Annotated in this window: 20 protein-coding genes and 1 pseudogene; 10 read left to right on the top strand and 11 right to left on the bottom strand. The window is 68.8% G+C overall.

Annotated elements, in window-relative coordinates:
• The first annotated feature begins 212 nt into the window (after nucleotides 1–212).
• The 3 genes from ACLNGM_RS00885 to ACLNGM_RS00875 are packed head-to-tail and all read left to right on the top strand — an operon-like array spanning nucleotide 213 to nucleotide 5,514.
• Complete coding sequence (locus tag ACLNGM_RS00885) at nucleotides 213–1,319, top strand: efflux RND transporter periplasmic adaptor subunit (protein WP_416356801.1); 1,107 nt, start codon at nucleotides 213–215, stop codon at nucleotides 1,317–1,319.
• On the top strand, nucleotides 1,316–2,395 hold the full coding sequence (locus ACLNGM_RS00880; protein ID WP_416356800.1) for an efflux RND transporter periplasmic adaptor subunit: 1,080 nt from the start codon (nucleotides 1,316–1,318) through the stop codon (nucleotides 2,393–2,395). The genes ACLNGM_RS00885 and ACLNGM_RS00880 overlap by 4 nt, the downstream gene beginning before the upstream one ends.
• Nucleotides 2,392–5,514 carry an efflux RND transporter permease subunit gene (locus tag ACLNGM_RS00875; RefSeq protein WP_416356799.1) on the top strand — a complete coding sequence of 1,041 codons (3,123 nt, stop codon included), beginning with the start codon at nucleotides 2,392–2,394 and terminating at the stop codon, nucleotides 5,512–5,514. The genes ACLNGM_RS00880 and ACLNGM_RS00875 overlap by 4 nt, the downstream gene beginning before the upstream one ends.
• Nucleotides 5,515–5,522: 8 nt before the next feature.
• Here ACLNGM_RS00875 and ACLNGM_RS00870 read toward each other — a convergent pair whose 3' ends face one another.
• From ACLNGM_RS00870 to msuE, 10 genes are all read right to left on the bottom strand, one after another.
• On the bottom strand, nucleotides 5,523–5,975 hold the full coding sequence (locus ACLNGM_RS00870) for a 6,7-dimethyl-8-ribityllumazine synthase (protein WP_090965365.1): 453 nt from the start codon (nucleotides 5,973–5,975) through the stop codon (nucleotides 5,523–5,525).
• Nucleotides 5,976–6,018: 43 nt separating this feature from the next.
• Nucleotides 6,019–6,228 (bottom strand): dodecin, encoded by a 210-nt coding sequence (locus tag ACLNGM_RS00865; RefSeq protein ID WP_055888766.1) that lies wholly within the window; start codon nucleotides 6,226–6,228, stop codon nucleotides 6,019–6,021.
• 26 nt (nucleotides 6,229–6,254) lie between these two features.
• Entirely contained in the window at nucleotides 6,255–7,502 is a 1,248-nt protein-coding gene (locus ACLNGM_RS00860; RefSeq protein ID WP_416356798.1) for an SfnB family sulfur acquisition oxidoreductase, read from the bottom strand.
• A 24-nt stretch (nucleotides 7,503–7,526) separates the two neighbouring features.
• Nucleotides 7,527–8,309: an ABC transporter ATP-binding protein gene (locus ACLNGM_RS00855; RefSeq protein ID WP_416356797.1), complete on the bottom strand. Its 783-nt coding sequence runs from the start codon at nucleotides 8,307–8,309 to the stop codon at nucleotides 7,527–7,529.
• A gap of 66 nt (nucleotides 8,310–8,375) precedes the next feature.
• Nucleotides 8,376–9,743 (bottom strand): ABC transporter substrate-binding protein, encoded by a 1,368-nt coding sequence (locus ACLNGM_RS00850; RefSeq protein WP_416356796.1) that lies wholly within the window; start codon nucleotides 9,741–9,743, stop codon nucleotides 8,376–8,378.
• Between the two features lie 72 nt (nucleotides 9,744–9,815).
• Nucleotides 9,816–10,865 carry a branched-chain amino acid ABC transporter permease gene (locus tag ACLNGM_RS00845; protein ID WP_416356795.1) on the bottom strand — a complete coding sequence of 350 codons (1,050 nt, stop codon included), beginning with the start codon at nucleotides 10,863–10,865 and terminating at the stop codon, nucleotides 9,816–9,818.
• A gap of 2 nt (nucleotides 10,866–10,867) precedes the next feature.
• Entirely contained in the window at nucleotides 10,868–11,767 is a 900-nt protein-coding gene (locus ACLNGM_RS00840; protein ID WP_416356794.1) for a branched-chain amino acid ABC transporter permease, read from the bottom strand.
• A complete protein-coding gene (locus ACLNGM_RS00835) occupies nucleotides 11,767–12,642 on the bottom strand; it encodes an ABC transporter ATP-binding protein (protein WP_416356793.1) in 876 nt (291 codons plus the stop codon). Before ACLNGM_RS00835 ends, ACLNGM_RS00840 begins: the two co-directional genes overlap by 1 nt.
• Before the next feature lie 56 nt (nucleotides 12,643–12,698).
• Nucleotides 12,699–13,805 (bottom strand): dimethylsulfone monooxygenase SfnG, encoded by a 1,107-nt coding sequence (gene sfnG / locus ACLNGM_RS00830; protein ID WP_416356792.1) that lies wholly within the window; start codon nucleotides 13,803–13,805, stop codon nucleotides 12,699–12,701.
• A 28-nt stretch (nucleotides 13,806–13,833) separates the two neighbouring features.
• Nucleotides 13,834–14,412, bottom strand: coding sequence for an FMN reductase (gene msuE, locus ACLNGM_RS00825; RefSeq protein WP_416356791.1), 579 nt, complete (start codon nucleotides 14,410–14,412; stop codon nucleotides 13,834–13,836).
• 498 nt (nucleotides 14,413–14,910) lie between these two features.
• Here msuE and ACLNGM_RS00820 point away from each other — a divergent pair.
• The 7 genes and pseudogenes from ACLNGM_RS00820 (at nucleotide 14,911) to ACLNGM_RS00790 (ending at nucleotide 22,285) form a co-directional block, all read left to right on the top strand.
• Nucleotides 14,911–15,714: pseudogene (locus tag ACLNGM_RS00820) on the top strand (MetQ/NlpA family ABC transporter substrate-binding protein).
• Between the two features lie 48 nt (nucleotides 15,715–15,762).
• Entirely contained in the window at nucleotides 15,763–16,893 is a 1,131-nt protein-coding gene (locus ACLNGM_RS00815; protein WP_416356790.1) for a methionine ABC transporter ATP-binding protein, read from the top strand.
• On the top strand, nucleotides 16,886–17,539 hold the full coding sequence (locus tag ACLNGM_RS00810; protein WP_416356789.1) for a methionine ABC transporter permease: 654 nt from the start codon (nucleotides 16,886–16,888) through the stop codon (nucleotides 17,537–17,539). Before ACLNGM_RS00815 ends, ACLNGM_RS00810 begins: the two co-directional genes overlap by 8 nt.
• A 154-nt stretch (nucleotides 17,540–17,693) precedes the next feature.
• Entirely contained in the window at nucleotides 17,694–19,106 is a 1,413-nt protein-coding gene (locus tag ACLNGM_RS00805; protein ID WP_416356788.1) for an LLM class flavin-dependent oxidoreductase, read from the top strand.
• Nucleotides 19,106–19,651 (top strand): flavin reductase family protein, encoded by a 546-nt coding sequence (locus ACLNGM_RS00800; RefSeq protein ID WP_416356787.1) that lies wholly within the window; start codon nucleotides 19,106–19,108, stop codon nucleotides 19,649–19,651. The genes ACLNGM_RS00805 and ACLNGM_RS00800 overlap by 1 nt, the downstream gene beginning before the upstream one ends.
• A 34-nt stretch (nucleotides 19,652–19,685) precedes the next feature.
• Nucleotides 19,686–20,858: an FMNH2-dependent alkanesulfonate monooxygenase gene (gene ssuD, locus ACLNGM_RS00795; RefSeq protein WP_416356786.1), complete on the top strand. Its 1,173-nt coding sequence runs from the start codon at nucleotides 19,686–19,688 to the stop codon at nucleotides 20,856–20,858.
• The gene (locus tag ACLNGM_RS00790) at nucleotides 20,855–22,285 is read left to right on the top strand and encodes an FAD/NAD(P)-binding protein (RefSeq protein WP_416356785.1); all 1,431 of its coding nucleotides are present in this window, start codon (nucleotides 20,855–20,857) and stop codon (nucleotides 22,283–22,285) included. Before ssuD ends, ACLNGM_RS00790 begins: the two co-directional genes overlap by 4 nt.
• A 394-nt stretch (nucleotides 22,286–22,679) precedes the next feature.
• Here the strand turns inward: ACLNGM_RS00790 and ACLNGM_RS00785 are convergent, their stop codons facing one another.
• Complete coding sequence (locus tag ACLNGM_RS00785; RefSeq protein WP_416356784.1) at nucleotides 22,680–23,717, bottom strand: ABC transporter substrate-binding protein; 1,038 nt, start codon at nucleotides 23,715–23,717, stop codon at nucleotides 22,680–22,682.
• Between the last annotated feature and the right edge of the window lie 40 nt (nucleotides 23,718–23,757).

Below are 23,757 nucleotides of genomic sequence, written 5' to 3'. Positions count from 1 at the left end.
GACGAAACGGAGGAACAAGTTGCCGCGAGATGGCGCATGGTCTGTCGTCTCGCCTGTCACCCCGCTCCATTGAAAAGGAACGGAGACGTAGCATATGACCGCGCTCAATGGGGGCTGGCCGTGGTGGGTCGGGGTCGAGCGGAACGAGCGTCGCTGGCCCCATCTCGCCCCGTGGGGGCATCGTCATGTCTTGGGGGCCGATGCGGATGGGCATGCCGCTACGTTTGATCACGGGCTATCGACTGCGCCGGGCGATGCTCGGGGCGGTGGTGCTCGGTGCGCTGACAGCCTGTGGTGACAAGGCACCCGCACCGGAACAGAAGCCGGAGCGGGTCGCGACCGAGGTCGTCCGTTTCGAGCCGACCGCGGCGGATCTGTCGCTGACGGGGTCGGTCGCGGCACGCGTCGAAAGCCAGCTGTCGTTCCAGATCAACGGCCGCGTCGTCGAGCGCTTCGTCGATGTCAGCGACCGCGTGCGCGCCGGCGATCTCTTGGCCCGCCTCGATCCGGCCCAGCAGCAGGCGGACGTCGATGCGGCGCAGGCCAGTGTCGCCTCGGCGGAGGCGACGTTCGATCAGGCCCGCACCACCTTCCAGCGCCAGCAGCAGCTCCTCGAGAGCGGGTCCACCACGCGAAGCAGTTTCGAGAACGCGCGCGAGGACCTTCGCAACGCGGAAGGCAGCCTGAACAGCGCGCGCGCCTCGCTGGGCAATGCGCGCGAGCAGCTGACCTTCACGGAGCTGAGGGCGGATGCCGACGGCATCATCACCGAGCGGCGCACCGAAACCGGTCAGGTCGCCGCGGCGGCCCAGCCCGTCTTCACCCTGGCACACGACGGCGAGCGCGAGGCCGTGTTCGACGTCTACGAGGCGCTTCTCTTGGACGAGCCTTCGCCGTCGACCGAACTGACGGTGCGGCTGGTGAGCGATCCCGCCGTCGAGGCGAAGGCGCGGGTCCGTGAGATCTCGCCGACATTCGACGATCGGACCGGAACGGTTCGCGTGCGCCTGACGCTTCTGAACCCGCCGCCGCAGATGGGGCTGGGTGCGGCCGTCGTCGGGGTCGGGCAGGGACGCCGGCAGGATCTTGCGATGCTGTCGTGGAGGGCGCTGACGGCTGACGCCAGGGGGCCGGCCGTGTGGGTCGTCGACGAGACGACGCGCGCGGTCTCGCTGCGCTCCATCGAGGTCGACAGCTACCGGACGGGCTACATTCTCGTCAAAGCGGGCCTGAAGCCGGGGGAGCGGGTCGTGACGGCCGGGTCCCAGCTTCTGCGCGAAGGCCAGGTCGTCGACGTGGCGCAGGACGCTTCCGCATGATCCGGCTCCGACATCTCGCCCTTGCGCTGGCGGTCGCCGCGCTTTCCGCCTGCAGCGAAGGCGAGGAACAGCCGGCCGCTCCTCCCGTGCGCCCCGTTCTTTCGATCGTCGTGGAACGGTCGGCGCGGGCCGAGCCGACATTCGCCGGTTCCGTCGAGCCGCGCTATTCGCGCGACCTCGCATTCCGCATCGCCGGACGTGTCGTCAGCCGCGACGTCGACGTCGGCGACACCGTCGAGGCGGGGGAGCTCCTCGCCTCGCTCGATCCGCAGGCGCAGGCCCTGTCTGTCCGCTCACTGCAGGGCGAACTCGCCGCGGCCGAGGCGCAGGCGGAGAACGCCCGCAAGACCCGGGACCGGCAGGTCGCGCTGGTGCAGCTGAACGCCAGTCCGCAGGCGCAGCTCGACAGTGCGAACCAGCAGCTGGCGAGCGCCGAGGCCGCTGTCAGCAGTCGCCGCTCCGCCCTCGACAAGGCGAAGCAGGAACTCGGCTACACCCGCCTCCTGTCCGAAACCGATGGGATCGTCACCAGCGTCGCGATCGAGGTCGGCCAGGTCGTGGAAGTCGGCCAGGCCGCGATCACGGTGGCTCAGGCCGATGTCCGCGAGGCGGCCGTCGATGTCCCCGACGAATATGTCGGCTCGCTTGGCGTGGGCCAGCCGTTCCGGGTCTCCCTCCAGATCGATCCACGCCAAGAAGCGGCCGGAAAGGTCCGCGAGATCGCACCGCGGTCGGATTCGGCCACCCGCACGCGGCGCGTCCTGATCACCCTTCTCGATCCGCCGCCGTCGTTTCGCGTGGGTACGACGGTCGATGCAAGGCTCGACAGCGGGAGCGAGGGGGAGATGCGGCTGCCGGAGACGGCCCTTCTGAAGGCCGGCGACGGAGCCTTCGTCTGGGTCGTCGACAAGGCGGAGCCGAAGGTCTCCCGCCGGCCGGTCACGTTCGAGGCGACCGACGGCGGCGATATCCGCGTCACGTCCGGCCTCGATGCGGGCATGCGCGTCGTCACGGCCGGCGTGAACTCCCTCGAGGAGGGCCAGGCGGTGAAGATCGAACAGGAGCTCGTGCGTTGAAGGGTTTCAACCTGTCGGAATGGGCCCTGCAGCATCGCTCGCTCGCCTGGTACTTCATGATCGTCTTCGCGGTGGCGGGCGCTCTCTCCTACCTCAACCTCGGCCGGGAAGAGGATCCCAACTTCACCATCAAGACGATGATCATCCAGGCGAACTGGCCCGGCGCCAGTCTCGAGGACACGGTCAATCAGGTCACCGAGCGGATCGAGAAGAAGCTCGAGGAGCTTCCGCAGATCGACTACACCAAGAGCCTGACGTCGCCGGGCTCGACCACCGTCTACCTTTACCTGCTCGACACGACGCAGGCCGAGGACGTGCCGCAGCAATGGGTGCGGGCGCGCAACCTCATTCGCGACATCCAGCCCGAGATGCCCTCGGGCGTCCAGGGTCCCTTCTTCAACGACGACTTCGGCGACGTCTACGGCAACATCTACGCCCTCACCGCGGACGGGGTCTCCCCGCGCCAGCTGCGGGACTATGCCGAAGCGGCCCGCGCCAAGATCCTTGGCGTGCCGAATGTCGGGAAGGTCAACCTGATCGGCGCGCAGGACGAGGTGATCTATCTCGAGTTCTCGGTTCGCGAGATCGCGTCCCTCGGCCTCAGCCAGCAGACCATCATCGATGCGCTGGCCGCGCAGAATGCGGTGGTGCCATCCGGAACGATCGATGCCGACGGCGAGCGCATCACGGTGCGCGTCAACGGCCAGTTCGCCTCGGAAGACAGCCTGCGCAACGTCAATCTCTGGATCAACGACCGCTTCTTTCGCCTGTCCGACGTCGCAAGGATCGTGCGCACCTACGAGGACCCGCCGCAGGCGCTGTTCCGCTACAAGGGCGAACCGGCCCTCGGGCTGGCGATCGGCATGAAGGCGGGGGCGAACCTCCTCGAGTTCGGGGAGGCGCTGTCGACCGAGATGCGGGCCGTCGAGGCCGAGCTTCCGATCGGCGTCGGGCTGCATCTGGTCTCCGACCAGCCCCACGTCGTGGAGGAGGCGGTCGGCGGCTTCACGACCGCCCTCGCCGAAGCGATCGTGATCGTTCTGGCCGTGTCCTTCGTCAGCCTCGGCCTGCGCGCCGGCTTCATCGTCACCCTGGCGATTCCCCTGACCCTCGCCATCACCTTCATGGTCATGGAGTATGCGGGCATTTCGCTCCAGCGCATTTCGCTCGGCGCCCTCATCATCGCGCTGGGCCTCCTCGTCGACGACGCGATGATCGCCATCGAGATGATGGTGGCACGGCTGGAGGTGGGGGACGACCTCCACAAGGCGGCGACCTACATCTACACCTCGACGGCCTTTCCCATGCTGACGGGAACGCTCGTCACGGTCGCGAGCTTCATGCCCGTCGGGCTCAACAGCAGCGCCGCCGGCGAGTTCACCTTCACGCTCTTCGTCGTGATCGCGGTGTCGCTCATCGTGTCGTGGATCGTCGCCGTCTTCTTCATGCCGGTCCTCGGCGTGACGTTCATGCCCAAGTCGATGAAGAAGCATTCCGAGAAGCGGGGCTGGCTCGGGCGGGTCTTCGCCGGGCTTCTTCGGTTCTGCGTGCGCTTCAAATGGCTGACGATCCTCGTCACGGTCGCGCTCTTCGCCGGCTCGATCTTCGGCATGGGCTTCGTCCAGCAGCAGTTCTTCCCGACCTCGGACCGACCGGAGGTGATCGTCGACTGGACGGCCTCGCAGAACACCTCGATCCACGAGACGCGCGCGCAGATGGACCGCTTCGAGGCTAACCTGCGGGACGATCCGGACGTCACCTACTGGTCGTCCTATGTCGGCCAGGGGGCGGTGCGCTTCGTCCTGTCCTTCGACGTGCAGCCGTCGAGCCCGAACTACGGCCAGATCGTCATCATGACGCCCGACGTCGAGGCGCGAGACCGCGTGATCGCCAAGCTCCGCGACATCGGCGAGCGCGAGTTCGTGGGAACCGACGTCTTCGTCCATACGATGGACCTCGGCCCTCCCGTCGGGCGGCCGATCCAGTACCGCGTCAGCGGTCCGGATCTCGAGGCGGTCCGCGAACGGGCACAGGAGGTGGCCGGCATCGTCAGCGGCAATCCCAACATGGGCCGCGTGACGATGGACTGGAACGAGCCCGCACGCGTGGTCAAGGTGAACGTCCTGCAGGACAAGGCCCGCCAGCTCGGCATTTCCTCACAGGAGATCGCCTCGGCGCTCGGCAACGTCGTCGGCGGCACCACGGCCACCCAGATCCGCGATGCGATCTATCTCGTCAACGTCGTCAGCCGGGCGAGCGACGAGGAGCGCAACTCGATCGAGACGCTGCGCAATCTCCAGCTCAACACACAGGACGGCCGTGTCATTCCGCTCGCCGCCGTCGCCACCTTCGACTACGAGATGGAACAGCCCTTCATCTGGCGGCGCGACCGCGTGCCGACGATCACCGTCAAGGCGACCGTGATCTCGGACGTGCAGCCTGCCACGATCGACCAGGAACTGGCGCCGCAGATCGAGGCGCTGCGCGCCAAGCTTCCGGCGTCCTACTCGATCGCCGTCGGCGGCGCGGTCGAGGAAAGCGCCAAGGGGCAAGGGCCGATCGCAGGCGTCCTGCCGCTGATGCTCCTGACGATGACGACCATCCTCATGTTCCAGCTGCAGAGCTTCCAGCGGCTCTTCATGGTCGTCGCCGTCGCCCCGCTCGGCCTCATCGGCGTCGTCGCGGCGCTGGTTCCCTCGGGCGCGCCGCTCGGCTTCGTCGCCATCCTCGGCGTGCTCGCGCTGATCGGTATCCTGATCCGCAACTCGGTGATCCTCATCGTGCAGATCGAGGACCATATCCGCGAGGGGTGGGGCCGCTGGGACGCAGTGCTCGATGCCACGGAGCACCGCATGCGGCCCATCCTGCTGACGGCCGCCGCCGCCTCGCTCGCCCTGATCCCGATTTCGCGCGAGATCTTCTGGGGGCCGATGGCCTTTGCCATGATGGGCGGCATCATCGTCGGAACCGTCCTGACGCTCCTGTTTCTTCCTGCGCTCTACGTCGCCTGGTTCCGCATCAAACCGAGCGAGACGGGGCACCCGGACGGACATGGCGAGACGTCGAAGGATCGGTCGCCCGGAGCCGAAGGCGGACACGCCGCGCCGGCGCCGGGCTGAGCGGGCAGCTAGGCGGCAGCTACGGGGAGAGGGGCCAGGCGCCGGCGCTGGGCCACGATCGCCAAGGCCGCTCGGGCGGCCTCGCGCCCCTTCTCGACGAAGTGCTCCCGGAAGATGCCGCGATGGTGGTCGGTTTCCTGGTAGTGATGCGGCGTCAGCGAGACCGACAGCACCGGCACGCCGGTGTCGAGCCCCGCGCGCATCAACCCGTCGACCACCGCCTGCGCCACGAAGTCGTGGCGGTAGATGCCGCCATCGACCACGAGCGCGGCGGCCGCCACCGCGTCGTAGCGGCCGGTCGCGGCGAGATCGCGCGCCATCAGCGGCAGTTCGAAGGCGCCGGGAACGTCGAAGACGTCGACCCGGGTGGACGGGATGATCTCGGTGAAGCCGAGAAGCGCACGGTCGACGATGTCGGCGTGCCACTGCGCCTTGACGAAGGCGAAGCGGGATTCGGGCATGGAACGCTCCGTTGGATGGCTGTGACGGCGGGCCTTGGCGCCGTCAGCTCTCGAGGGTGAAACCGATCTTCAGCGTCACCTGATAATGGGCGACCTTTCCGTCCTCGACATGGCCGCGGGTTTCGACGACCTCGAACCAGCGGATGTGCCGCAGCGACCGGGAGGCGTCGCCGATCGCGTTCGAGATCGCATCCTCGATCGAGACCGGCGAGGAGCCGACCACTTCGACGAGCTTATAGCTGTGTTCCGACATGGGACAATCCTTCGAAGGGGAGACAATCAGCTCCAGGCGTGGAGGGGCGGGTTGACGCCGTTGAGGGCGTATTGGCCGACGATCGCGTATTTCCAGCGCACGGGATCATGCAACGTGTGGGTGCGGGCGTTGCGCCAGTGGCGGTCGAGGCCGTGCTCGGCGAGCGTCGAGCGCGTGCCGGCGAGCTCGAACAACTTGTTGGTCGCCTCGATCGCGATCTCGGTCGACAGGATCTTGGCCTCGGCCGTCGCGACTTGGGCGGCCGCGACACTCTCGGCGGTCGGGTCCGCGACCGCGCGGTCCACCGCGTGGCCGGCCAGGTCCTGCAGCGCCTGCGCGGCGTGGAGGCGCACGGTCAGCGAGCCGACGGCCTGGATCGTGTAGGGATCGTCGGAGGCGCGCTCCAGTCCGGAATCGACCCAGGCGCGCGACTTCGTGCGCACGAAGTCGATCGTGTCCTCGATCGCGGCACGCGCGATGCCGGTGTCGACGGCGACCTGGATGATCTGGAAGATCGCGCCGTCGGCCGTCGGCACCTCGTAGCCCTTGTAGCCCGGCACGAGATGGGTCTTAGGCACCTTCACCCCGTCGAGGATGACGGTGCCCGACAAGGTGGTGCGCTGGCCGAAGGCGGACCAGTCGTCGATCACGGTGAGACCTTCGGCGTTCCGATCGGCGATGGCGTACCAGGCGCGGCCCTCCTCATCGAGCGCGACGATCGGCACGAGGTGGGCGAGGAGGGCGCCGCTCGAATAGAACTTGCGCCCCGTCACGACGACATGGTCGCCTGCGTCGACGAAGCGCGTCTCGAAGTCGGCCGCGCGCTTGGAGCCGAACTCGGAGAAGGCGTTGCCGAAGCGCACGCCCTTCAGCACCTCGGCGAAGAGAAGCGCCTTCTGCGCTTCGTCCGAGACGGTGCGGATCGCGGCCACGACGCCGAGATGGTTCTGCGTGATCTGGCCGATCGACGGATCGGCGGCCGAGACGATCTCGATCACCTTGGCGAGCGTCGCGTAGGAGACCTCGGGGCCGCCGAAGGCCTTTGGCACGTTGATCGACCAGAGGCCGGACTGCGAATAGGCGTCGAGCTCCTCGACCGGCCAGATGCGCTCGGCGTCCCGCCGGGCGGCGCCGGGGCGGATGCGCTCGGCGATCGCGTGGGCGGCAGCGATGGCATCCGCGTCGTCCCGGATGATGTGGGCGGGCGCGGTCGGGCGCGGCACGCCCGGAACGGCGGACCCGGCGGCTTCGATCTTCTGTCCGGCGATCGTCATGGGAGGGCTCCTTGTCTTAAAATATCAGGGATGGGGTGCGGTGGCCGGGGCGGCAGACCCGAGGCCGAGGTAGAAGGCGCGGATGTCGTCGCGGGCGCGAAGCTCGGCGGCGAAACCGGCCAAGACGGATGCGCCGTGCTCGATGACGACCGCGCGGTCGGCGTGGCGCAGCGCGACCGCCGAGTTCTGTTCCGCGACGAGGATCGACAGTCCGTCGCGGCGGTTGAGCTCGGCGAGCGCGTCGAAGATCGTCTCGACGACCTTGGGCGCCAGCCCCATCGACGGCTCGTCGAGGACGAGTAGGCGGGGGCGGCCCATCAGGGCGCGGCCGATCGCCACCATCTGCTGCTCGCCGCCCGACACGAGCCCGGCGGCGAGCCGGCGCTTCTCGGCAAGGCGCGGGAAGGTCGCGTAGACGCGGGCGAGATCCTTGGACGCCTCGGTTCGCGAGGACCCGCGGCCGATCGCGCCGGTCACGAGGTTCTCCTCGACGGTGAGCGACTTGAAGCAATGGCGCCCCTCGAGCACCGGCACGAGGCCGCGTCGCACGAGATCGCCTGGCGAAAGCGACGCGGTGTCCTCGCCTTCGAAGAGGACGCGCCCCTCCGTCAGCCGCCCGCGCTCGGCCTTGAGGAGGCGCGAGACCGCCTTCAGGATGGTCGACTTGCCGGCTCCGTTCGAGCCGAGGATCGCGACGATCTCGCCGTGTCCGACGGCGAGCGACACGCCGGAGAGGGCGAGGATCGACGCGTCGTAGACGGCGTGGACCGCGTCGAGCGCGAGGATCGGCGGTGCGGCAGCGGACATGCGAGCCTCCGGTGGTTCGGAAAAAGGGGCGGGAGCCGCGAAGGGGACGCGGCTCCCTTCGCCGCGCTACTGCGCGGCCGCCTGCTTGCCGCTCGCCACGGTCTCGGCGTCGGCTGCGGTGCGCAGGGTGATGCCCTTCTCGGCGGCATAGGCTTCGGCGGACGTCTCGATGATCGGGCGAAGCAGTGCCCAGTCCGGCGCGATCCAGTCGGAGACGACGTTCCACCTGGCGCCGTCCCATTGCTGGAAGGTCACGTAGCCGTCGCCCTCGTGGTTGTCCCAGGTGACGTTGATCGAGTGGAAGAGGTCCTTGGCGCCCAGCGCCTCGACGCGGGCGGGGTCGAGCTGCAGGTGCTCGAAGCCCCAGCGTACCTCGTCGCCCGTCAGCGTGCGCTGGCCGAACTTCGCTTGAGCGATGCGGATGGCCTCGACGTTGAGGATGCCGTTGACGATGCCGAGGTTGTGGTAGACCGAGCCGATGCGCTCCTTGTCGGCGAGGTTGCCTTCGCCCTTGTCGTAGAGCGTGCGCACGATCTCCTGCACCACGGGGTAGCTGTTGCCCGAGGCTTGCGTCGTGATCGCGGTGTAGCCCTTGGCGGCGTCGCCCGCCGGCTTTACGTCCTCCTCCGAGTTCGACCAGACGTTGCCGACGATGTGGTCGACGGGGAAGCCGGTCTTCTGCGCGGTCTTCAGCGCCACCGGGTTCATCACGCCCCAGCCGCGCAGGACGACATAGTCGGGCTTGGCGCGCCGGATCATCAGCCACTGCGCCTGCTGCTCGTTGCCGGGGTGGGGCACCTCGATCTGGGTCAGCGTGAAGCCATACTTCTCGGCGAGCAGCTCGTAGATCGGGATGGTCTCCTTGCCGTAGGGCGAGCCGTGGTAGAGGACGGCGATCTTCTTGCCCTTCAGCTTGTCGAGCCCGCCCTCCTTGGAGGCGATGTAGTTCACGATGCCCGACGTCTCGCTGTAGGGGTTGAGGAGAAGCGGGAACACGTAGGGGAAGACGCGGCCGTCGGTGCTATCGGTGCGACCGTGGTTGATGGTGACGAGCGGCACCTTGTCCTGCGTGATCCGGTCGATCATCGCATAGGCGATGCCGACCGAAAGCGGGTTCCAGGCGGCGATGTTCGGCTCGTTCTTCAGGCGCTCGTAGACCTCGACGCCCTTCTCCACCTCGTACTGCGTCTCGCCCTCCGACCAGGTGAGCTTGACGCCGTTCACGCCGCCGTCGCGGGTGTTGATGAGGTTGAGGTAGTCGATGAAGCCGCCGAAGAAGCCGGTGCCGCCGGCGGCATAGGGGCCGACGCGATAGCTCTGGAGCGGGAAGTACTGCTCGTCGGCGCGCGCCGAACCGGGGGCGGCGATGCCGAGGGCGGTGAGGGCGAGCGCGGTGGCGAGGGCGGCGGTGCGCAGGCGCTTGAGGCTTGTCATGGGGCAGACTCCAACTGTGGTCCGAAGCGACGCCGCTCCGGCTCCGTTGTTGTTCGGGTTGTCGGTGGGGCGTCAGGCCGCGGAGCGAAGGCGCCGCGTCAGGCGGTCGAGAAGGGCGGCGAGGCCGTTCGGCTCGAGGATCAGGAAGGCGATGATCAGGGCCCCGAGGATCATCCGCTGCGTCATCTCCAGCGCGCCGCTGTCGAAGACGCCGCCGAAGAGGAACTGGCCGGCGCGCGACAGGAGAAGCGGGAAGACGACGATGAGCGCCGCCCCCAGAAAGGCGCCGCGAAGGGTCGCAAGCCCGCCGATGATGACGATGAAGAGGATCTGGAACGAGCGATCGAGGTTGAAGCCGTGCGGCTCCACGGTGCGCAGGTAGGCGAAGGCCCAGAGCGCGCCGGCGACGCCGATCACGAAGGACGACAGGGCGAAGGCGAGGAGCTTGGTGCGCAGCACCGGCACGCCGATGATGCGGGCCGCCGTCTCGTCGTCGCGCACGGCGATGAAATCGCTCCCGGTGGCCGAGTTCACCAGCCGCCACGCCAACGCCGCAAGCCCGGCGACGACCGTCAGGGCGAAGAGGTAGCGCTCGACGGGCGAGGCGAAGGTGTATCCGGCGACCCGCAGCACCGGCGCGTCGATGACGCCGGAGGCGCTGCCGTTGGAGAACCAGCCGAATTTCGTCAGCGCCCAGGCGACGAAGAACTGCGCGGCCAGCGTCGAGACCGCGAGATAGAAACCGCGCAGGCGAAGGCTCGGCAGCCCGAAGACGAGGCCGACGGCCGAGGCCGAAAGGCCGCCAAGCGCAATCGAGGCGAGGATGGGCAGGCCGGGAACCCGGAGGTCGAAGTTGAACGCGGCGAACGCGCCGACCGCCATGAAGGCCGCCGAGCCGAGCGAGAGCTGTCCGGCATATCCGGTCAGGAGGTTGAGCCCGAGCGCGGCGAGGCTAAGCGCCAGGAACGGGGTGAGGAGGGCGTCGAAGAGGTAGTCGGTGCCGACGAACGGCAGGACGCCGTAGGCGACGACGAGCGAGGCGAGCGGAAGGAGGGGGACCTGCAGGCGGGGTTGGACCGCGGGCTGGCCGATCGCGATGCCAGCTGGAGCGATGGTGGACATGGTCAATACCTCTCCACCACCGGCTTGCCGAACAGGCCGCCGGGACGAACCAGAAGGAAGGCGAGGGCGACGACATAGGCGAACCAGCTTTCGATGCCGCCGCCGAAATATTCGCCGAGATAGACCTCCGCGAGCTTCTCGCCGGCGCCGATCAGGAGGCCGCCGACGATGGCGCCGAGGATCGAGTCGAAGCCGCCGAGGACGAGGACGGGCAGGGCCTTCAGCACCACCAGCGACAGCGAGAACTGGACGCCGAGACGCGCGCCCCAGAGAAGCCCTGCGACGAGGGCGACAACGCCCGCCGCCGTCCACACGCTCGCCCAGATCACCGGCAGCTTCAGTCCGACCGCGAGCGCGGCATAGGTGTCGTCGGCCACGGCCCGGAAGCCGATCCCGATCCGCGTCCAGCGGAAGAAGGCGATGAGGGCGGCGACCAGCGTCGCGGCGGTCGCGGCGGCGAAGAGGTCGAACTGGGAGACGAAGACGCCGCCGACGTCGAACGGCAGGTCCTCGATCCCGAGGTCGAGGGCATGGACCTGCGTGCCCCAGAGAAGCTGCGCGGCGCCCTCGATCATGTAGGACAGGCCGAGCGTCGCCATGAACAGCGTGATCGGCGGCCGATTGGTGAGCGGGCGCAGGACCGCGCGCTCGATCGCGAGCCCGAGGAGCGCCATCACGAGAAGCGTGGCGACGAGCGAGAGGGCGAAGGGCACGCCGCGCTCCACGAGGCTGACGAAGGTCAGCGCCGAGAAGAGGAGCATCGCCCCTTGCGCGAAGTTCAGGACGCCAGACGTCTTGTAGATCAGGACGAAGCCGATCGCGACGAGGGCGTACATGACGCCGGACAGGAGCCCGCCAACGAGCACTTCCGTGAAGAACAGCCAGTCGAAACCGTCGGTCATCACGCGGCCTCCGCGTGGACGGTGCCGAGATAGGCGTCGATGACCGCGGGATCGGTCGAGACGGCAGCGGGCGTGCCGTCGGCGATCTTGCGCCCGTAGTCGAGGACGGCGACGCGATCGGACAGGCTCATGACGATGCCGACGTCGTGCTCGATAAGGACGATCGTGCAGCCGAGGCGGGCGTGGGCCGCGCGGATGTCGGCGGCCATCTCGGCCTTTTCCGTCGCGGTCATGCCGGCCATCGGCTCGTCGAGGATCAGCACCCTCGGCCGCGCTACGAGCGCGCGAGCGAGCTCGACCCGCTTCTGGAGGCCGTAGGGCAGGGCGCCGGCCGGCCGATCGGCGATCGCGCCGAGCCGCAGCTCCGCCAGCACCTCGTCCACCGCCCAGGCCACGGCGCGCGCGTCGCGGCGCGCGCCGGGCGTCCCGAGGACGTTGCCGAGCCAGGTGGCGCGTCGGCGGTGGGCAAGGCCGGTAGCGACGTTCTCACGCACCGAAAGGCCGCGGAACAGGGCGAGGTTCTGGAAGGTCCGCGCGAGCCCAAGATGCGCCAGCCGGCTCGGCCTGACGCGGGCGAACCTCTCATCACCGATCCCGATCTCGCCACGGTCGGGCCGGTAGAGGCCGCTGAGGACGTTGACCAGCGAACTCTTGCCGGCGCCGTTCGGGCCGATGATCGCGCGGATTTCGCCGGGGCGCACGGCGAGGTCGATGCCGGACAGCGCGCTGACGCCGCCGAAGGACAGCGAAACGCCGGACAGGGCGAGCGCCGCACCGCCGCGCTCGAGGAGTGCGGCCTGCGGTTCGGCCCGCACGTCGGACTGGTCGGACGGCGCAGCAAAGCCCTGCGCGACATCCAGAAGGAAAGCCGTCATCTCGGTGGTCCTGACGATGGGAGGGGTCGGCCGTCCGTCCGGCGGCCGATGCGGGGCTATTCGGCCGCGATGGCCCGGGCCTCGCCCGCGGCTTCCAGCTCGCGCACGAGCGGGATCACCGTGCGGCCGAAATACTCGACCTCTTCCTTGAAGTGGAGGAAGCCGAGAAGGATCAGGTCGGCCCCCGCCCGCTTGAGGGCGACGATGCGCTCGGCGACCTGGAGCGGCGTGCCGATCAGGTTGGAGCGGAAGCCGTCATTGTACTGGACGAGGTCGGCGAAGGTGGACTTCGCCCAGTTGCCCTCGCCCTCGGGAGACGCCTTGCCGGCGTTCTTCACCTCGTGGCCGAAGGCGTTGACGGCCTCCGGGTTCGCCTTGGCGACGATCTCGTCGCGCACCGCCAGCGCTTCTTCCTCCGTATCGCGCACGATCGCGAAGGCGTTGATGCCGACCTTCACCGAACGGCCGTTCTCGGCGGCCTTGGCCCGGATGTCCTGAACCTGCGCGGCGAGCCCTTCCGGCGTGTTGCCGTTGGTGAAGTACCAGTCCGACACGCGAGCGGCCATGTCGCGCGCGGCACGCGATGAGCCGCCCTGGAAGATTTCCGGCTGCGGATCGACGGGTTTGGGCTTCAGCGCGTAGTCGTTGAAGCGGTAGAAGTCGCCGCGGAAGGAGAAGGCGTCCTCGTTCCACACGCCGCGCAGCGAGCGGATGAACTCCTCCGACCGGCGATAGCGCTCGTCGTGATCAAGCCAGTGCTCGCCGATCGCGTGGAACTCGCCGCGGAACCAGCCGGACACGATGTTTACGGCAACGCGCCCGCCGGTCAGGATGTTGATGGTCGAGAGCTGCTTGGCCGCCAACGCCGGGTTCCATGGGCCGGGAAGGATGGCCGCGATGACCTTGAGGCGCGTGGTGTTCGCCAGGAGGTGGTGGCTGAACGAGACGCTCTCGTGCTGCTCGTCGGCGCCGTAGCCGGCCGTGAAGCGGATCTGGCTGAGGGCGTAGTCGAAGCCCGCCGCCTCGGCGACCTGCGCCAGCTCGACGTTGTATTGCGGATCGTGGCTCGTGCGCTGCTCGATGTTCGAGATCACGAGACCGCCGGACACGTTGGGTACCCAGTAGGCGAACTTCGTGGGCTGGTTGTCGTCGGAATGGCTCATGTCGGTTCTCCCTGGCGGAACGGTTGGATCAACCGCCGATGGCGATCGGGGCGGGGACGGCGGTCGGGGCGCGGCGCCGCGCCGCGATCAGCTGAGCGGCCTCGCGCGCGGCGCGCTCGACGCGGGCGGCGATGGCGGGGTCGGTGAGCGCGAAGCTCTCGAAGTCGGCCTCGGTGGCGTAGAGCGTCGTCGGCAGCGTCATCGCGCCGAAGAAGGAGAGGAGCGGGCGAAGCTGGTGCTCGGTCACGAGGCCATGCAGCGTGCTGCCTCCGGTCGCCGCGAGCACGACGGGCCGGCCGGAGAGGGCTCGGTGATCGACGAGATCGAAGAGGTGCTTGAGGGCGCCGGTGTAGGAGGCCCTATAGACCGGCGTGCCGACGACCAGCGCATCGGCGGTCTCGATCCGGCGGATCAGGTCGCGGCCGGTCTCGCCAAGCGCATCGCGCTCCAAGGCCGAGAGGAGGTGGGGCGCGGCGTCGACGAGTTCGATCACCTCGCCCGTTCCGCCGAGCGCATGGGCGATGCGATTGGTCAGTTGCGCCACCAGCGTTGTGGTGCGCGATGGGCGGCGGACGCTGCCGGAAATGCCGAGAATGCGGACGGTCATGAGCGGAACCCTTCAGGTCGCTGGATGCCTGAAAGCTTACGCGGCTAATATCTACTTAACAGGTAGATTTTATTCATTTCGATGGCCGGAACGCAAATTTCGGGCGGCCGATCGGATGAACGGGAGCACAAGGCAAGCCGGTCGATGTTGCGGATCGAGGGGCGCACCGATCTTGCCCGCCGACGAAGCCATAGGCGTCGAGTTCGCGCGTATAGGCGCGGTTTCCATATGCTCGTGCAGCCAGTGGACCAGGTCGAAGCCGGCCGCGCCCGGCCGCCCGCGGCGATCCATCCAAGGCCCTGCTGCGGCGCTCAGGGCGTGCTGCATCCCTCCGTCGCCGAGAGGTTCAGGACGCCGGAAAAGGAATCCGTCCCGTCGAACGCAAACAGAATAATATACTTTGTCGGTAGATATTGAAGGCTTATCCTGATGGCAGGTTCGACGCCGTCAGCACAGCGCGGGCTGATGCCACCCACCGCAAGCTCGAGCCCGGAACCTATGAAGACGCTTCTTCTCGCCAGCATCGCCACCGCCGTCCTCGGGCTGTCCTCCCTGGCTCATGCCGACGCCCTGAAGGTCGGCGTCACGCCTGGCGCCTATGCCGATTCCGTCGCGGCGGCCGCCGAGGAGGCGAAGGCCGAGGGGCTCGACGTCGAGGTGGTCGAGTTCTCGGACTGGACGACACCCAACATCGCGCTCGCGGCCGGCGACATCGACGTCAACTACTTCCAGCACAAGCCCTTCCTCGACAACGCCGTGGCCGAGCGCGGCTACGAGTGTGCCGAGGTGGGCACCGGCACGCTCGCCAATATCGGGCTCTATTCGCTGAAGCATAAAAGCTTCGACGAGATCCCCGAGAACGGAACGGTCGCCATCGCCAACGATCCGGTGAACCAGGGGCGCGGCCTGCTGCTTCTGGAAAAAGCGGGCCTCATCAAGCTGAAGGACGGCGTCGGCTTCAAGGGCACGCTCGACGACATCGTCGAGAACCCGAAGAACCTCAGCTTCACCGAAGTCTAGGGGCCGCAACTCGTGCGCGTCACCGGCGACGTCGACCTCGCGCTCGGCTATCCGCACTTCATCGTCGCGGCCAAGGCCTTCGATCCGGCGAGCGGCCTCATCTATTCCGGCATCGACGATCGCCAGTTCGCCATCCGCTTCGTGGTCGCCAAGGACCGCGCCGCGGACCCGAACATCGCGAGGTTCGTCGAGATCTTCCAGACCTCGCCCAAGGTGCGCGAGGCGATCGGCACGGCGTTCGCCAACGATCCGAAGCTCTACACGATCGCCTGGGAGAACTGAGGGCTTGGCCCGTCGCCCATGTCCCGGTTCCGATCCGAAGGTACTGTCATGTCCGAACTCGCCCTTCCGCTCGCCCGATCGGGCTTTGCCGCCTCGCTTCCCTCGTTCGCGCGCGAGGCGTCGAGGACGGCGGAGCGCCCGCTCGCAGGCCGTCGCGCCGGTTCGGTGCGTTTCGAGGGCGTCGGCAAGACCTATCGCCCCGCGTCCGGCGACGTCAGGGCGCTCGGCGGCATCGACGTCGAGGTGCCCGAGGGCTCGGTGTTCGGCATCATCGGCCGGTCGGGCGCGGGCAAGTCGAGCCTCCTGCGGCTGGTGAACCGGCTGGAGACGCCGACCGAAGGCCGCGTCCTCGTCGACGGCGAGGACGTCGCCGCGCTCGGCGCCGACGCGCTGGTCGCCTTCCGGCGCCGGGTCGGCATGGTGTTCCAGCACTTCAACCTCCTATCGGCCAAGACCGTGCGCGAGAACGTCGCCCTGCCGCTGCGCGTCGCCGGCGCCCCACGTGCCCAGATCGACCGGCGCGTCGCCGAGGTGCTGGCGCTGGTCGGCCTCAAGGGGAAGGAGAGCGTCTATCCCTCGCGCCTGTCGGGCGGCCAGAAGCAGCGCGTCGGCATCGCGCGGGCGCTGGTGTCCGGCCCCGAGATCCTTCTCTGCGACGAGGCGACGTCGGCGCTCGATCCCGAGACGACGCTTCAGATCCTGTCGCTCCTGAAAGACATCAACCGCAAGCTCGGGCTCACGATCATCCTGATCACGCACGAGATGAGCGTGATCCGCGAAATCTGCGACCGCGTGCTGGTGCTCGATCGCGGCGAGGTCGCCGAGACCGGGCCGGTCTGGCAGGTCTTCGGTCGGCCCGCCCATCCGGCGACGAAGGCGCTGCTCGCACCGCTGACGCGCAGCCTGCCGGATGATCTCGCGGCACGCCTGACGCCCGAGCCGCGCGGTACGGACGGCGACGAGGCGCTGGTCGAACTTCGCTATCTCGGCGCGGCGGAGCCCGATCTGGCGCTCCTCGCCGCGCGCTTCCCCGGCAGCCTTCGCCTCGTCGACGCGGCACTCGAGCGGATCGGCGGCCACACGCAGGGGCGCCTCCTCCTGGCCGTCAGGCTCGGCGCCGGACGGCTCGATCTGGACGCCATTCCGAACACGCAGGCGAAGGTTCTCGGCTATGTCTGACGCGATGATCGCGCGCCTCCAGCAGGCGTTCCTCGACACGCTCTCGATGGTCGGCATCTCGGCGGGGATCGCGCTTCTGGCCGGCGTTCCGCTGGCGCTCTTCCTCGTCCTCTCGTCGCCGGGCGGCATCGTAGCGGCGCCCGTGGCGCACCGCGTCCTGTCGGCGATCGTCAACGGCTTCCGCGCGACGCCCTTCATCGTACTTCTCGTCGCGCTCCTGCCGCTCACGCGGTTTCTGACCGGCACCACGATCGGCGTCTGGGCGGCGATCGTCCCGCTGTCGATCTCGGCGACGCCCTTCTTCGCGCGCATCGCGGAAGTCTCGCTGCGCGAGGTGAACGGCGGCCTGATCGAAGCGGCGCAGGCGATGGGATGCCGGCGGCGGCACATCATCCGTCACGTCCTCCTGCCCGAAGCGCTGCCGGGCCTTGTCGGCGGCTTCACGGTGACGCTCGTCACCATGATCGGCGCCTCGGCCATGGCCGGGGCGGTGGGGGCCGGAGGGCTCGGGGATCTGGCGATCCGCTACGGCTACCAGCGCTTCGACACGACGTTGATGCTGGTCGTCATCGTCATCCTGGTGGCGCTGGTCTCGGTGGTGCAATTTGCGGGCGATTTCGCCGTCCGCCGCCTGCGCGCTCGCTGACCGGGAACGCGGCGATGAACCGCTTCCACCCGCTCGTGCCTGTCGCGGCGACCCTCTTCCCGGCCTCTCGACGTGGCGGAAGAGCGCCCGCGACCATACCTTCCCTGCGCACCGTTGCTTCTCGCGCCGCGGCGCGACCCGAGGAGCACACGGCATGACGGCCCGCAAAGATATCTTTCTGAACGCGTTCACGATGAACTGCGTCGGCCACATCAACCACGGCCTGTGGACGCATCCGCGCGACCGGTCGCAGGACTACACGACGATCGGCTACTGGACCGAACTCGCCCGCACGCTGGAGGCCGGTCTCTTCGACGCCGTGTTCATCGCCGATATCGTCGGCGTCTACGACGTCTACGGCGGCTCGATCGACCTGACGGCGCGCGAAGCGATCCAGTTGCCGGTGAACGACCCGACGCTGCTGGTGCCTGCGATGGCCGCCGTGACCGAGCATCTCGGCTTCGGCGTCACCGTCAACACGGCGGTCGAACACCCCTACACCTTCGCGCGCCGCTTCTCGACGCTCGATCACCTGACGGACGGGCGGATCGGCTGGAATATCGTCACCGGCTATCTCGACAGCGCAGCCCGAGCCGTCGGGCGCGATGCCATGGCCGAGCACGACGAGCGCTACGATCGGGCGGACGACTATCTCGACTTCCTCTACAAGCTCTGGGAAACGAGCTGGGACGAGGACGCCGTGCGCCGCGACAAGGACGCGCGCGTCTTCGCCGACCCCGCCGCGATCCACGAGATCCGGCATGACGGCCCCTACTACAAGGGGCGGGGTTATCACCTGTCGGAACCCTCGCCGCAGCGAACGCCCGTCCTGTTTCAGGCCGGCACCTCGGGCCGGGGGCAGCGTTTTGCCGCGCGCCATGCTGAATGCGTGTTCATCTCGGCTTCCGACCCGGAGGCCGCGCGCCGCACCGCGCGCGAGCTTCGTGCGGCCGTCGTCGCGGCCGGGCGCCGAGCCGACGACATCCGCATCTTCGTGGGTCTCAGCGTCGTTACCGGCGCGACGGACGCCGAGGCCGAGGAGCGACTTCTCGACTATGTCGCCCATGCCAGCCCGGAGGCGGGTCTTGCGCATTTTGCGGCCGGTAGCGGCATCGACTTCTCGCGCTACGGCCCCGACGACGAGATCGCCTACGGCCCGACCAACGCCATCCAGTCGACTACCGCCGCGGCACGCCGCAAGGGCCTGTCGAAGCGCCAGCTCCTCGACGGACTGAAGCTCGGTGGCCGTTATCCGCTCCTCGTCGGTTCCGGCGACACGGTGGCGGCCGAAATGGCGCGCTGGGTGGACGAGGGCGAGATCGACGGGTTCAACCTGACCCGAACCGTCGTGCCGGAATGTTGGCACGATGTCACCCGCTTCGTGGTTCCCGCCCTGCAGGCGAGGGGCCGCTACAAGACCGCCTACGCCGAAGGCACGCTGCGCCGCCGCCTTTTGGGCGAGGGCGATCGCCTGGCCCCGCGCCATGCCGGCGCGTCCGCCCATCTGTCTGCGCGCACGGCGTCTGCCGCCGCGCCTGCCTCCCATCTGTCGCTCAAGGTCTCGTGATGTCCATCACCGCTCCCTTCATCCGCAGCCATTCCCACGCCGGCAAGCTGGCCGCGCCCCCGGCCGCGCCCGGCCTCAAGGATGCGATGCGCCACCTCGTCGGCGGTGTCTGCGTCGTCACCGCAGGCACCGGCGCGGATCGGACGGGCGCCACCGTCACCTCGGCCCATTCCCTGTCGATGGAGCCGGAAACCATGCTGGTCTCGCTCAACCTCTCGTCCTCGACGCTTCCGGTGGTCCGTCGCTTCGGCCACTACGGCGTCAACCTCTTGGCGGCACACCAGGAGGGCGTCGCCGACCGCTTCGCCGGACGTGGCGGCGCCAAGGGCGCCGACCGCTATCTCGGTGCCGACTGGACCATCCTCGAGACCGGCGCGAGCCTTCTCGAAGGGGCGCTCGCCGTGGTCGACTGCGAGGTCGAGCGGATCATCGAGCATCATAGCCACGCGCTGGTCTTCGGCGCGGTCAGGGCCGTACGCCTCGGGGCAGGCGATCCGCTCGTCTACAGCCACGGCCGCTACGGCGCCTATCGCGCGGCCGTCTGACGCCCGGCGCATCGATCGAGGAGGTCCCGAGCCCATGCCCCTTTCCATTCCCGACGCCATCAACGTCCTCTGGTTCCTGCCGACGCACGGCGACAGCCGCTATCTCGGCACCAGCGAGGGTGGCCGGGCGGTCGATCTCCCGTATCTCAAGCAGATCGCGCAGGGCGCCGATCAGCTCGGCTATTACGGCGCGCTGCTGCCGACCGGCCGATCCTGCGAGGATTCCTGGGTGATCGCCTCGGCGCTCGCGCCGCTGACGGAGCGGCTGCGCTTCCTGGTGGCCGTGCGTCCCGGCCTCCAGTCCCCGACGCTCGCCGCGCGCATGACGGCGACCCTCGACCGGATCTCCAACGGCCGGCTCCTGATCAATGTCGTGACCGGCGGCGATCCCAAGGAGAACGGCGGCGACGGCATCTTCCTCAGCCATGCCGAGCGCTACGAGGTGACGCGCGAGTTCCTCGACATCTACAAGCGCGTGCTCGCTGGCGAGACGGTCGAGTACGAGGGCAAGCACTTCCGCATCTCCGACGGCCGGCTGCTCTTTCCGCCGGTCCAGACGCCCTATCCGCCGCTTTATTTCGGCGGCTCGTCGGAAGCCGCCAACGACGTCGCGGCCGAACAGATCGACAAGTATCTGACCTGGGGCGAGCCCCCGGCGCTCGTCGCCGAGAAGATCGAGACCGTGCGCGCGCTGGCGGAGAAGAAGGGGCGCGAGGTCTCCTTCGGCATCCGCCTCCACGTGATCGTCCGCGAGACGACGACCAAGGCCTGGGAAGCGGCCGACGACCTGATCAGCCGTCTCGACGACGCGACCATCGCGCAGGCGCAGGAGGTCTTCTCGCGGATGGACTCGGTCGGACAGGCTCGCATGAGCCGCCTCCACGGCGGCCGGCGCGACAAGCTGGAGGTCAGCCCGAACCTGTGGGCGGGCGTCGGCCTCGTGCGTGGCGGCGCGGGCACCGCGCTGGTCGGAGACCCCGACACGGTGGCGGAGCGGATCGACGAGTACCGCCGCCTCGGCATCGACAGCTTCATCCTGTCGGGCTACCCGCATCTCGAGGAAGCCTACCGTTTCGGCGAACTCGTCCTGCCGCGGCTGCCCCTCAGTCATCCGCTGCGCGCGCGCTCGGCGGGGGTCAACACCGGCCCCTTCGGCGAGACGATCGCCGGCGACAGCCGTCCGACGCGGATCGCCAGCCAGTCGTGACGACGCTCGCCATCATCGGCGGCGGCTTCACCGGCGCGGCCGTCGCCTACCATCTCGCGCGGTCCCCGGCGGGGCGGCGGGCGCAGATCGTCGTCGTCGAACCGCGCGAGATGCTGGGGGCGGGGCTCGCCTATTCGACGCGCGATCCCGCCCATCGCATCAATGTGCCCGCCGACCGGATGAGCCTCGACACGCAGGACCCGGACGCCTTCGCGCGCTGGCTCCGGGCGACCGGCGCCATCGCGGACGATCCGGACGCCGTGAGCGCGTCGGGCCAAGCCTTTCCGCAGCGGGGCCTCTTCGGGCGCTACGTCGCCGATGCCCTCGCGCCCTTCGTCGCGAGCGGCCGGATCGTCCACCGCCGCACGGCGGCCGAGGCGATCGCGCGCCGTCCCGGCGGGACGTTCGATGTCGCTCTGGCGGACGGGGTGCTCCATGCCGATCTCCTCGTCGTGGCGACGACGCATCCGCCGCCGGCGGTGCCGGCGGCGCTGCGCGCCCTGTCCGGCGATCCGCGCTTCGTCGTCGATCCCGGCGAGCCCGGCGTGCTGGATGCGGTGTCACGGGATGCGCGCGTCCTCGTCGTCGGCAGCGGGCTGACGGCCGCCGACATGGTCGCCTCGCTCGACCGGCGCGGGCATCGCGGCCCGATCCTCATGCTGTCGCGCAACGGCTTGCGCTCGCGCGGCCACGCCCCGTCGGCGGTCGAGCCGTTCGGGGACTTCACGTCGGCGCCGGCCCGCACGGTTCGTGAACTGACGCGCAACACCCGCCACGCCATCGATGAGGCGGCCGCGATGGGCATCAGCTGGCACGCGGTGCTCGACGCCCTGCGGACGGGAGGGCCGACGATCTGGAGCGCTCTTCCCGAGCAGGAACGACGCCAGCTCGTGCGTCGGCTGCGCAGCTTCTGGGACGTCCACCGTTTCCGGATCGCGCCGCAGGTGGCCGCGGTCCTCGACCGCGCGCAAGGGGAGGGGCGGCTCCGCCTCGTCGCAGCCTCGCTCGTCTCCTCGCAGCCGGGGCACGCGGGGCTCACCGTAGCCTATCGACCGCGCGGCGGACGGGCGATCGAGAGCCGGGACTTCGACATCGTCGTCAACACGACCGGCCCGGCCCATCGCGCCGTCGTGGAGCGAGAGCCGGTTCGCTCGCTTTTCGAGGCGGGTCTCATCGATCTCGACCGTGTGGGTCTCGGCCTGCATGTCGACGCCGAGCACCGTGCCCTGCGCCGGGACGGCTCCGTCGTGCCCGGTCTCTTCATTGCCGGACCGCTGGCTCGCGGCACGTTCGGCGAGTTGATGGGACTGCCGCAGGTCACGGCCCATGCCGAACTCGTCGCCCATATCCTTGGCCAACAGCTGGAAGCCTGCGAAGCGGCTGACCGTCCGCGCATGTCCGGTGCCCGCTCTCGAAGCGGGCCGTAGCGACGGGTGACGACCGCCGCTTCGGCGAGGGCCGGGGCGACGCTTGCCGATCGACGCTCGCTGCGACCTCTTCGGTCTTCGTGGTCCGGACCGTTGGCAAAAGGGATGCCGGCTGCGGCGAGGCGGCACGATCGAACATCCTTCAGACCACCCCGTGTCGAATCACGGCGTGAAAACGCACCGGTGGCGTGAGGCTGCGACGGGCAAGCCGCGCGGCCGGACCCTCAGGGCGTCCACGCCAAAGGCCGTTCCACCCTGAAGTTCACTTTGTCGCTCATGTCGAGAACCGCGGTATCGACGGTCGGGGCCGGTCCCTCCGCTTCCATGGTGGGGATCGGCCAATCCTATCGATCGACGCCCCCCGCCGCGATGCGACCCGCGCTGGAGCTCGCGTCTAACTGCCGCTTCCGGCCGCGGCTTCCTCGAAGAAGAAGTCCTTCCACGACGCCGCCTCGTTCTTGAGGACGCCCAGCTTGTGCAGCTCACGCGCGTAGACCTCGGTCTTCTCCGGGGTGATGGTGAAGTCGTTTTCGGGATCGTCGAGGATCTCCAGCACCAGTTCGGGCGAGAGCTTGGAGTTCTGCTGGCGAATGAAGGTCTCAGCGGCGGCGTCCTTGTTGGCGGCGATCCAGCCGGCAGCCTCGCCGAGGGCCGCGTAGAGCGCCTTGTAGGTCTTCGGGTTCTCGTCGTGGAAAGGCGCGGTGGCATAGAGGACGTTGAACGTCGCCGGCCCTCCGAGGATGTCGTAGGAGCTCAGTACCTTGTGGACCGCGGGGTTGGCGGCGAGCGCCTGGTAATAGAAGGGCGCCGAGGAGAAGTGCGAGTTGATCTCAGTGCCGCCCGCGACCAGGGCGGCCGTCGCGTCCGGATGGGGCAGGCTCACCGAGATGTCGTCGAACTTCTTGAAGTTCTCCGCGCCGAACTGCCGGGCGGTCTCGATCTGCAGCGTGCGCGACTGGAAGCCGACGCCCGCGGCCGGGACGGCGATGCGGTCGTTCGGTCCGAAGTCGGCCAGCGTCTTCACCGCCGGGTTGTTGGTGATGAGGTAGTTCGGCAGCGAGCCCAGCGACGAGACGAGCTTCACCTCTTGGCCGCTGCCCTTGGTGCGGTCCCACATCGTGAGCGCCGGCGGAACGCCGGCCGATACGATGTCGAGCGAGCCGGACAGGAGCGCTTCGTTCATGGCCGTCGCGCCGGAGATGCTCGCCCATTCGACCTCGATGTCGATCCCGGCTTCCCGGCCATGCTTTTCGATCAGCTTCTGGTCCCGGACGACGTCGAGGATCAGGTAGGCGATGCCGAACTGCTGGGCGATGCGAATCTTGCCCTCCGCCAGCGCTGCCGAGGGAAGACCCGTCAGCAGCGCCGCAGAGGCCGTTGCCGCGAGGAGAAGCTTGCGACGGGTGGGGATGCGGTCGGGACGCGAACTCATGGGAGAAGGCTTTCTGCTGATGGGAGATGAGGAAGTGCGT

The organism is Aureimonas phyllosphaerae (genome assembly GCF_047943035.1).
In the GTDB taxonomy this organism is placed as follows: domain Bacteria; phylum Pseudomonadota; class Alphaproteobacteria; order Rhizobiales; family Rhizobiaceae; genus Aureimonas; species Aureimonas phyllosphaerae.
Note: the sequence above shows the minus strand (reverse complement) of the source record. Positions and strands in the feature narration are given on the sequence as shown.

Bases quoted from the DNA above. Each gene is read 5' to 3' on its own strand.
- ACLNGM_RS00885 (WP_416356801.1), top strand. From the start codon at position 213: ATGCCGCTACGTTTGATCACGGGCTATCGACTGCGCCGGGCGATGCTC.
- ACLNGM_RS00865 (WP_055888766.1), bottom strand. From the start codon at position 6,228: ATGTCGGAACACAGCTATAAGCTCGTCGAAGTGGTCGGCTCCTCGCCG.
- ACLNGM_RS00785 (WP_416356784.1), bottom strand. From the start codon at position 23,717: ATGAGTTCGCGTCCCGACCGCATCCCCACCCGTCGCAAGCTTCTCCTC.
- ACLNGM_RS00860 (WP_416356798.1), bottom strand. From the start codon at position 7,502: ATGACGATCGCCGGACAGAAGATCGAAGCCGCCGGGTCCGCCGTTCCG.
- ACLNGM_RS00805 (WP_416356788.1), top strand. From the start codon at position 17,694: ATGACGGCCCGCAAAGATATCTTTCTGAACGCGTTCACGATGAACTGC.
- ACLNGM_RS00815 (WP_416356790.1), top strand. From the start codon at position 15,763: ATGTCCGAACTCGCCCTTCCGCTCGCCCGATCGGGCTTTGCCGCCTCG.
- ACLNGM_RS00800 (WP_416356787.1), top strand. From the start codon at position 19,106: ATGTCCATCACCGCTCCCTTCATCCGCAGCCATTCCCACGCCGGCAAG.
- ssuD (WP_416356786.1), top strand. From the start codon at position 19,686: ATGCCCCTTTCCATTCCCGACGCCATCAACGTCCTCTGGTTCCTGCCG.
- ACLNGM_RS00840 (WP_416356794.1), bottom strand. From the start codon at position 11,767: ATGACCGACGGTTTCGACTGGCTGTTCTTCACGGAAGTGCTCGTTGGC.
- ACLNGM_RS00810 (WP_416356789.1), top strand. From the start codon at position 16,886: ATGTCTGACGCGATGATCGCGCGCCTCCAGCAGGCGTTCCTCGACACG.
- ACLNGM_RS00880 (WP_416356800.1), top strand. From the start codon at position 1,316: ATGATCCGGCTCCGACATCTCGCCCTTGCGCTGGCGGTCGCCGCGCTT.
- msuE (WP_416356791.1), bottom strand. From the start codon at position 14,412: ATGACCGTCCGCATTCTCGGCATTTCCGGCAGCGTCCGCCGCCCATCG.
- ACLNGM_RS00850 (WP_416356796.1), bottom strand. From the start codon at position 9,743: ATGACAAGCCTCAAGCGCCTGCGCACCGCCGCCCTCGCCACCGCGCTC.
- ACLNGM_RS00855 (WP_416356797.1), bottom strand. From the start codon at position 8,309: ATGTCCGCTGCCGCACCGCCGATCCTCGCGCTCGACGCGGTCCACGCC.
- sfnG (WP_416356792.1), bottom strand. From the start codon at position 13,805: ATGAGCCATTCCGACGACAACCAGCCCACGAAGTTCGCCTACTGGGTA.
- ACLNGM_RS00870 (WP_090965365.1), bottom strand. From the start codon at position 5,975: ATGCCCGAATCCCGCTTCGCCTTCGTCAAGGCGCAGTGGCACGCCGAC.
- ACLNGM_RS00835 (WP_416356793.1), bottom strand. From the start codon at position 12,642: ATGACGGCTTTCCTTCTGGATGTCGCGCAGGGCTTTGCTGCGCCGTCC.
- ACLNGM_RS00845 (WP_416356795.1), bottom strand. From the start codon at position 10,865: ATGTCCACCATCGCTCCAGCTGGCATCGCGATCGGCCAGCCCGCGGTC.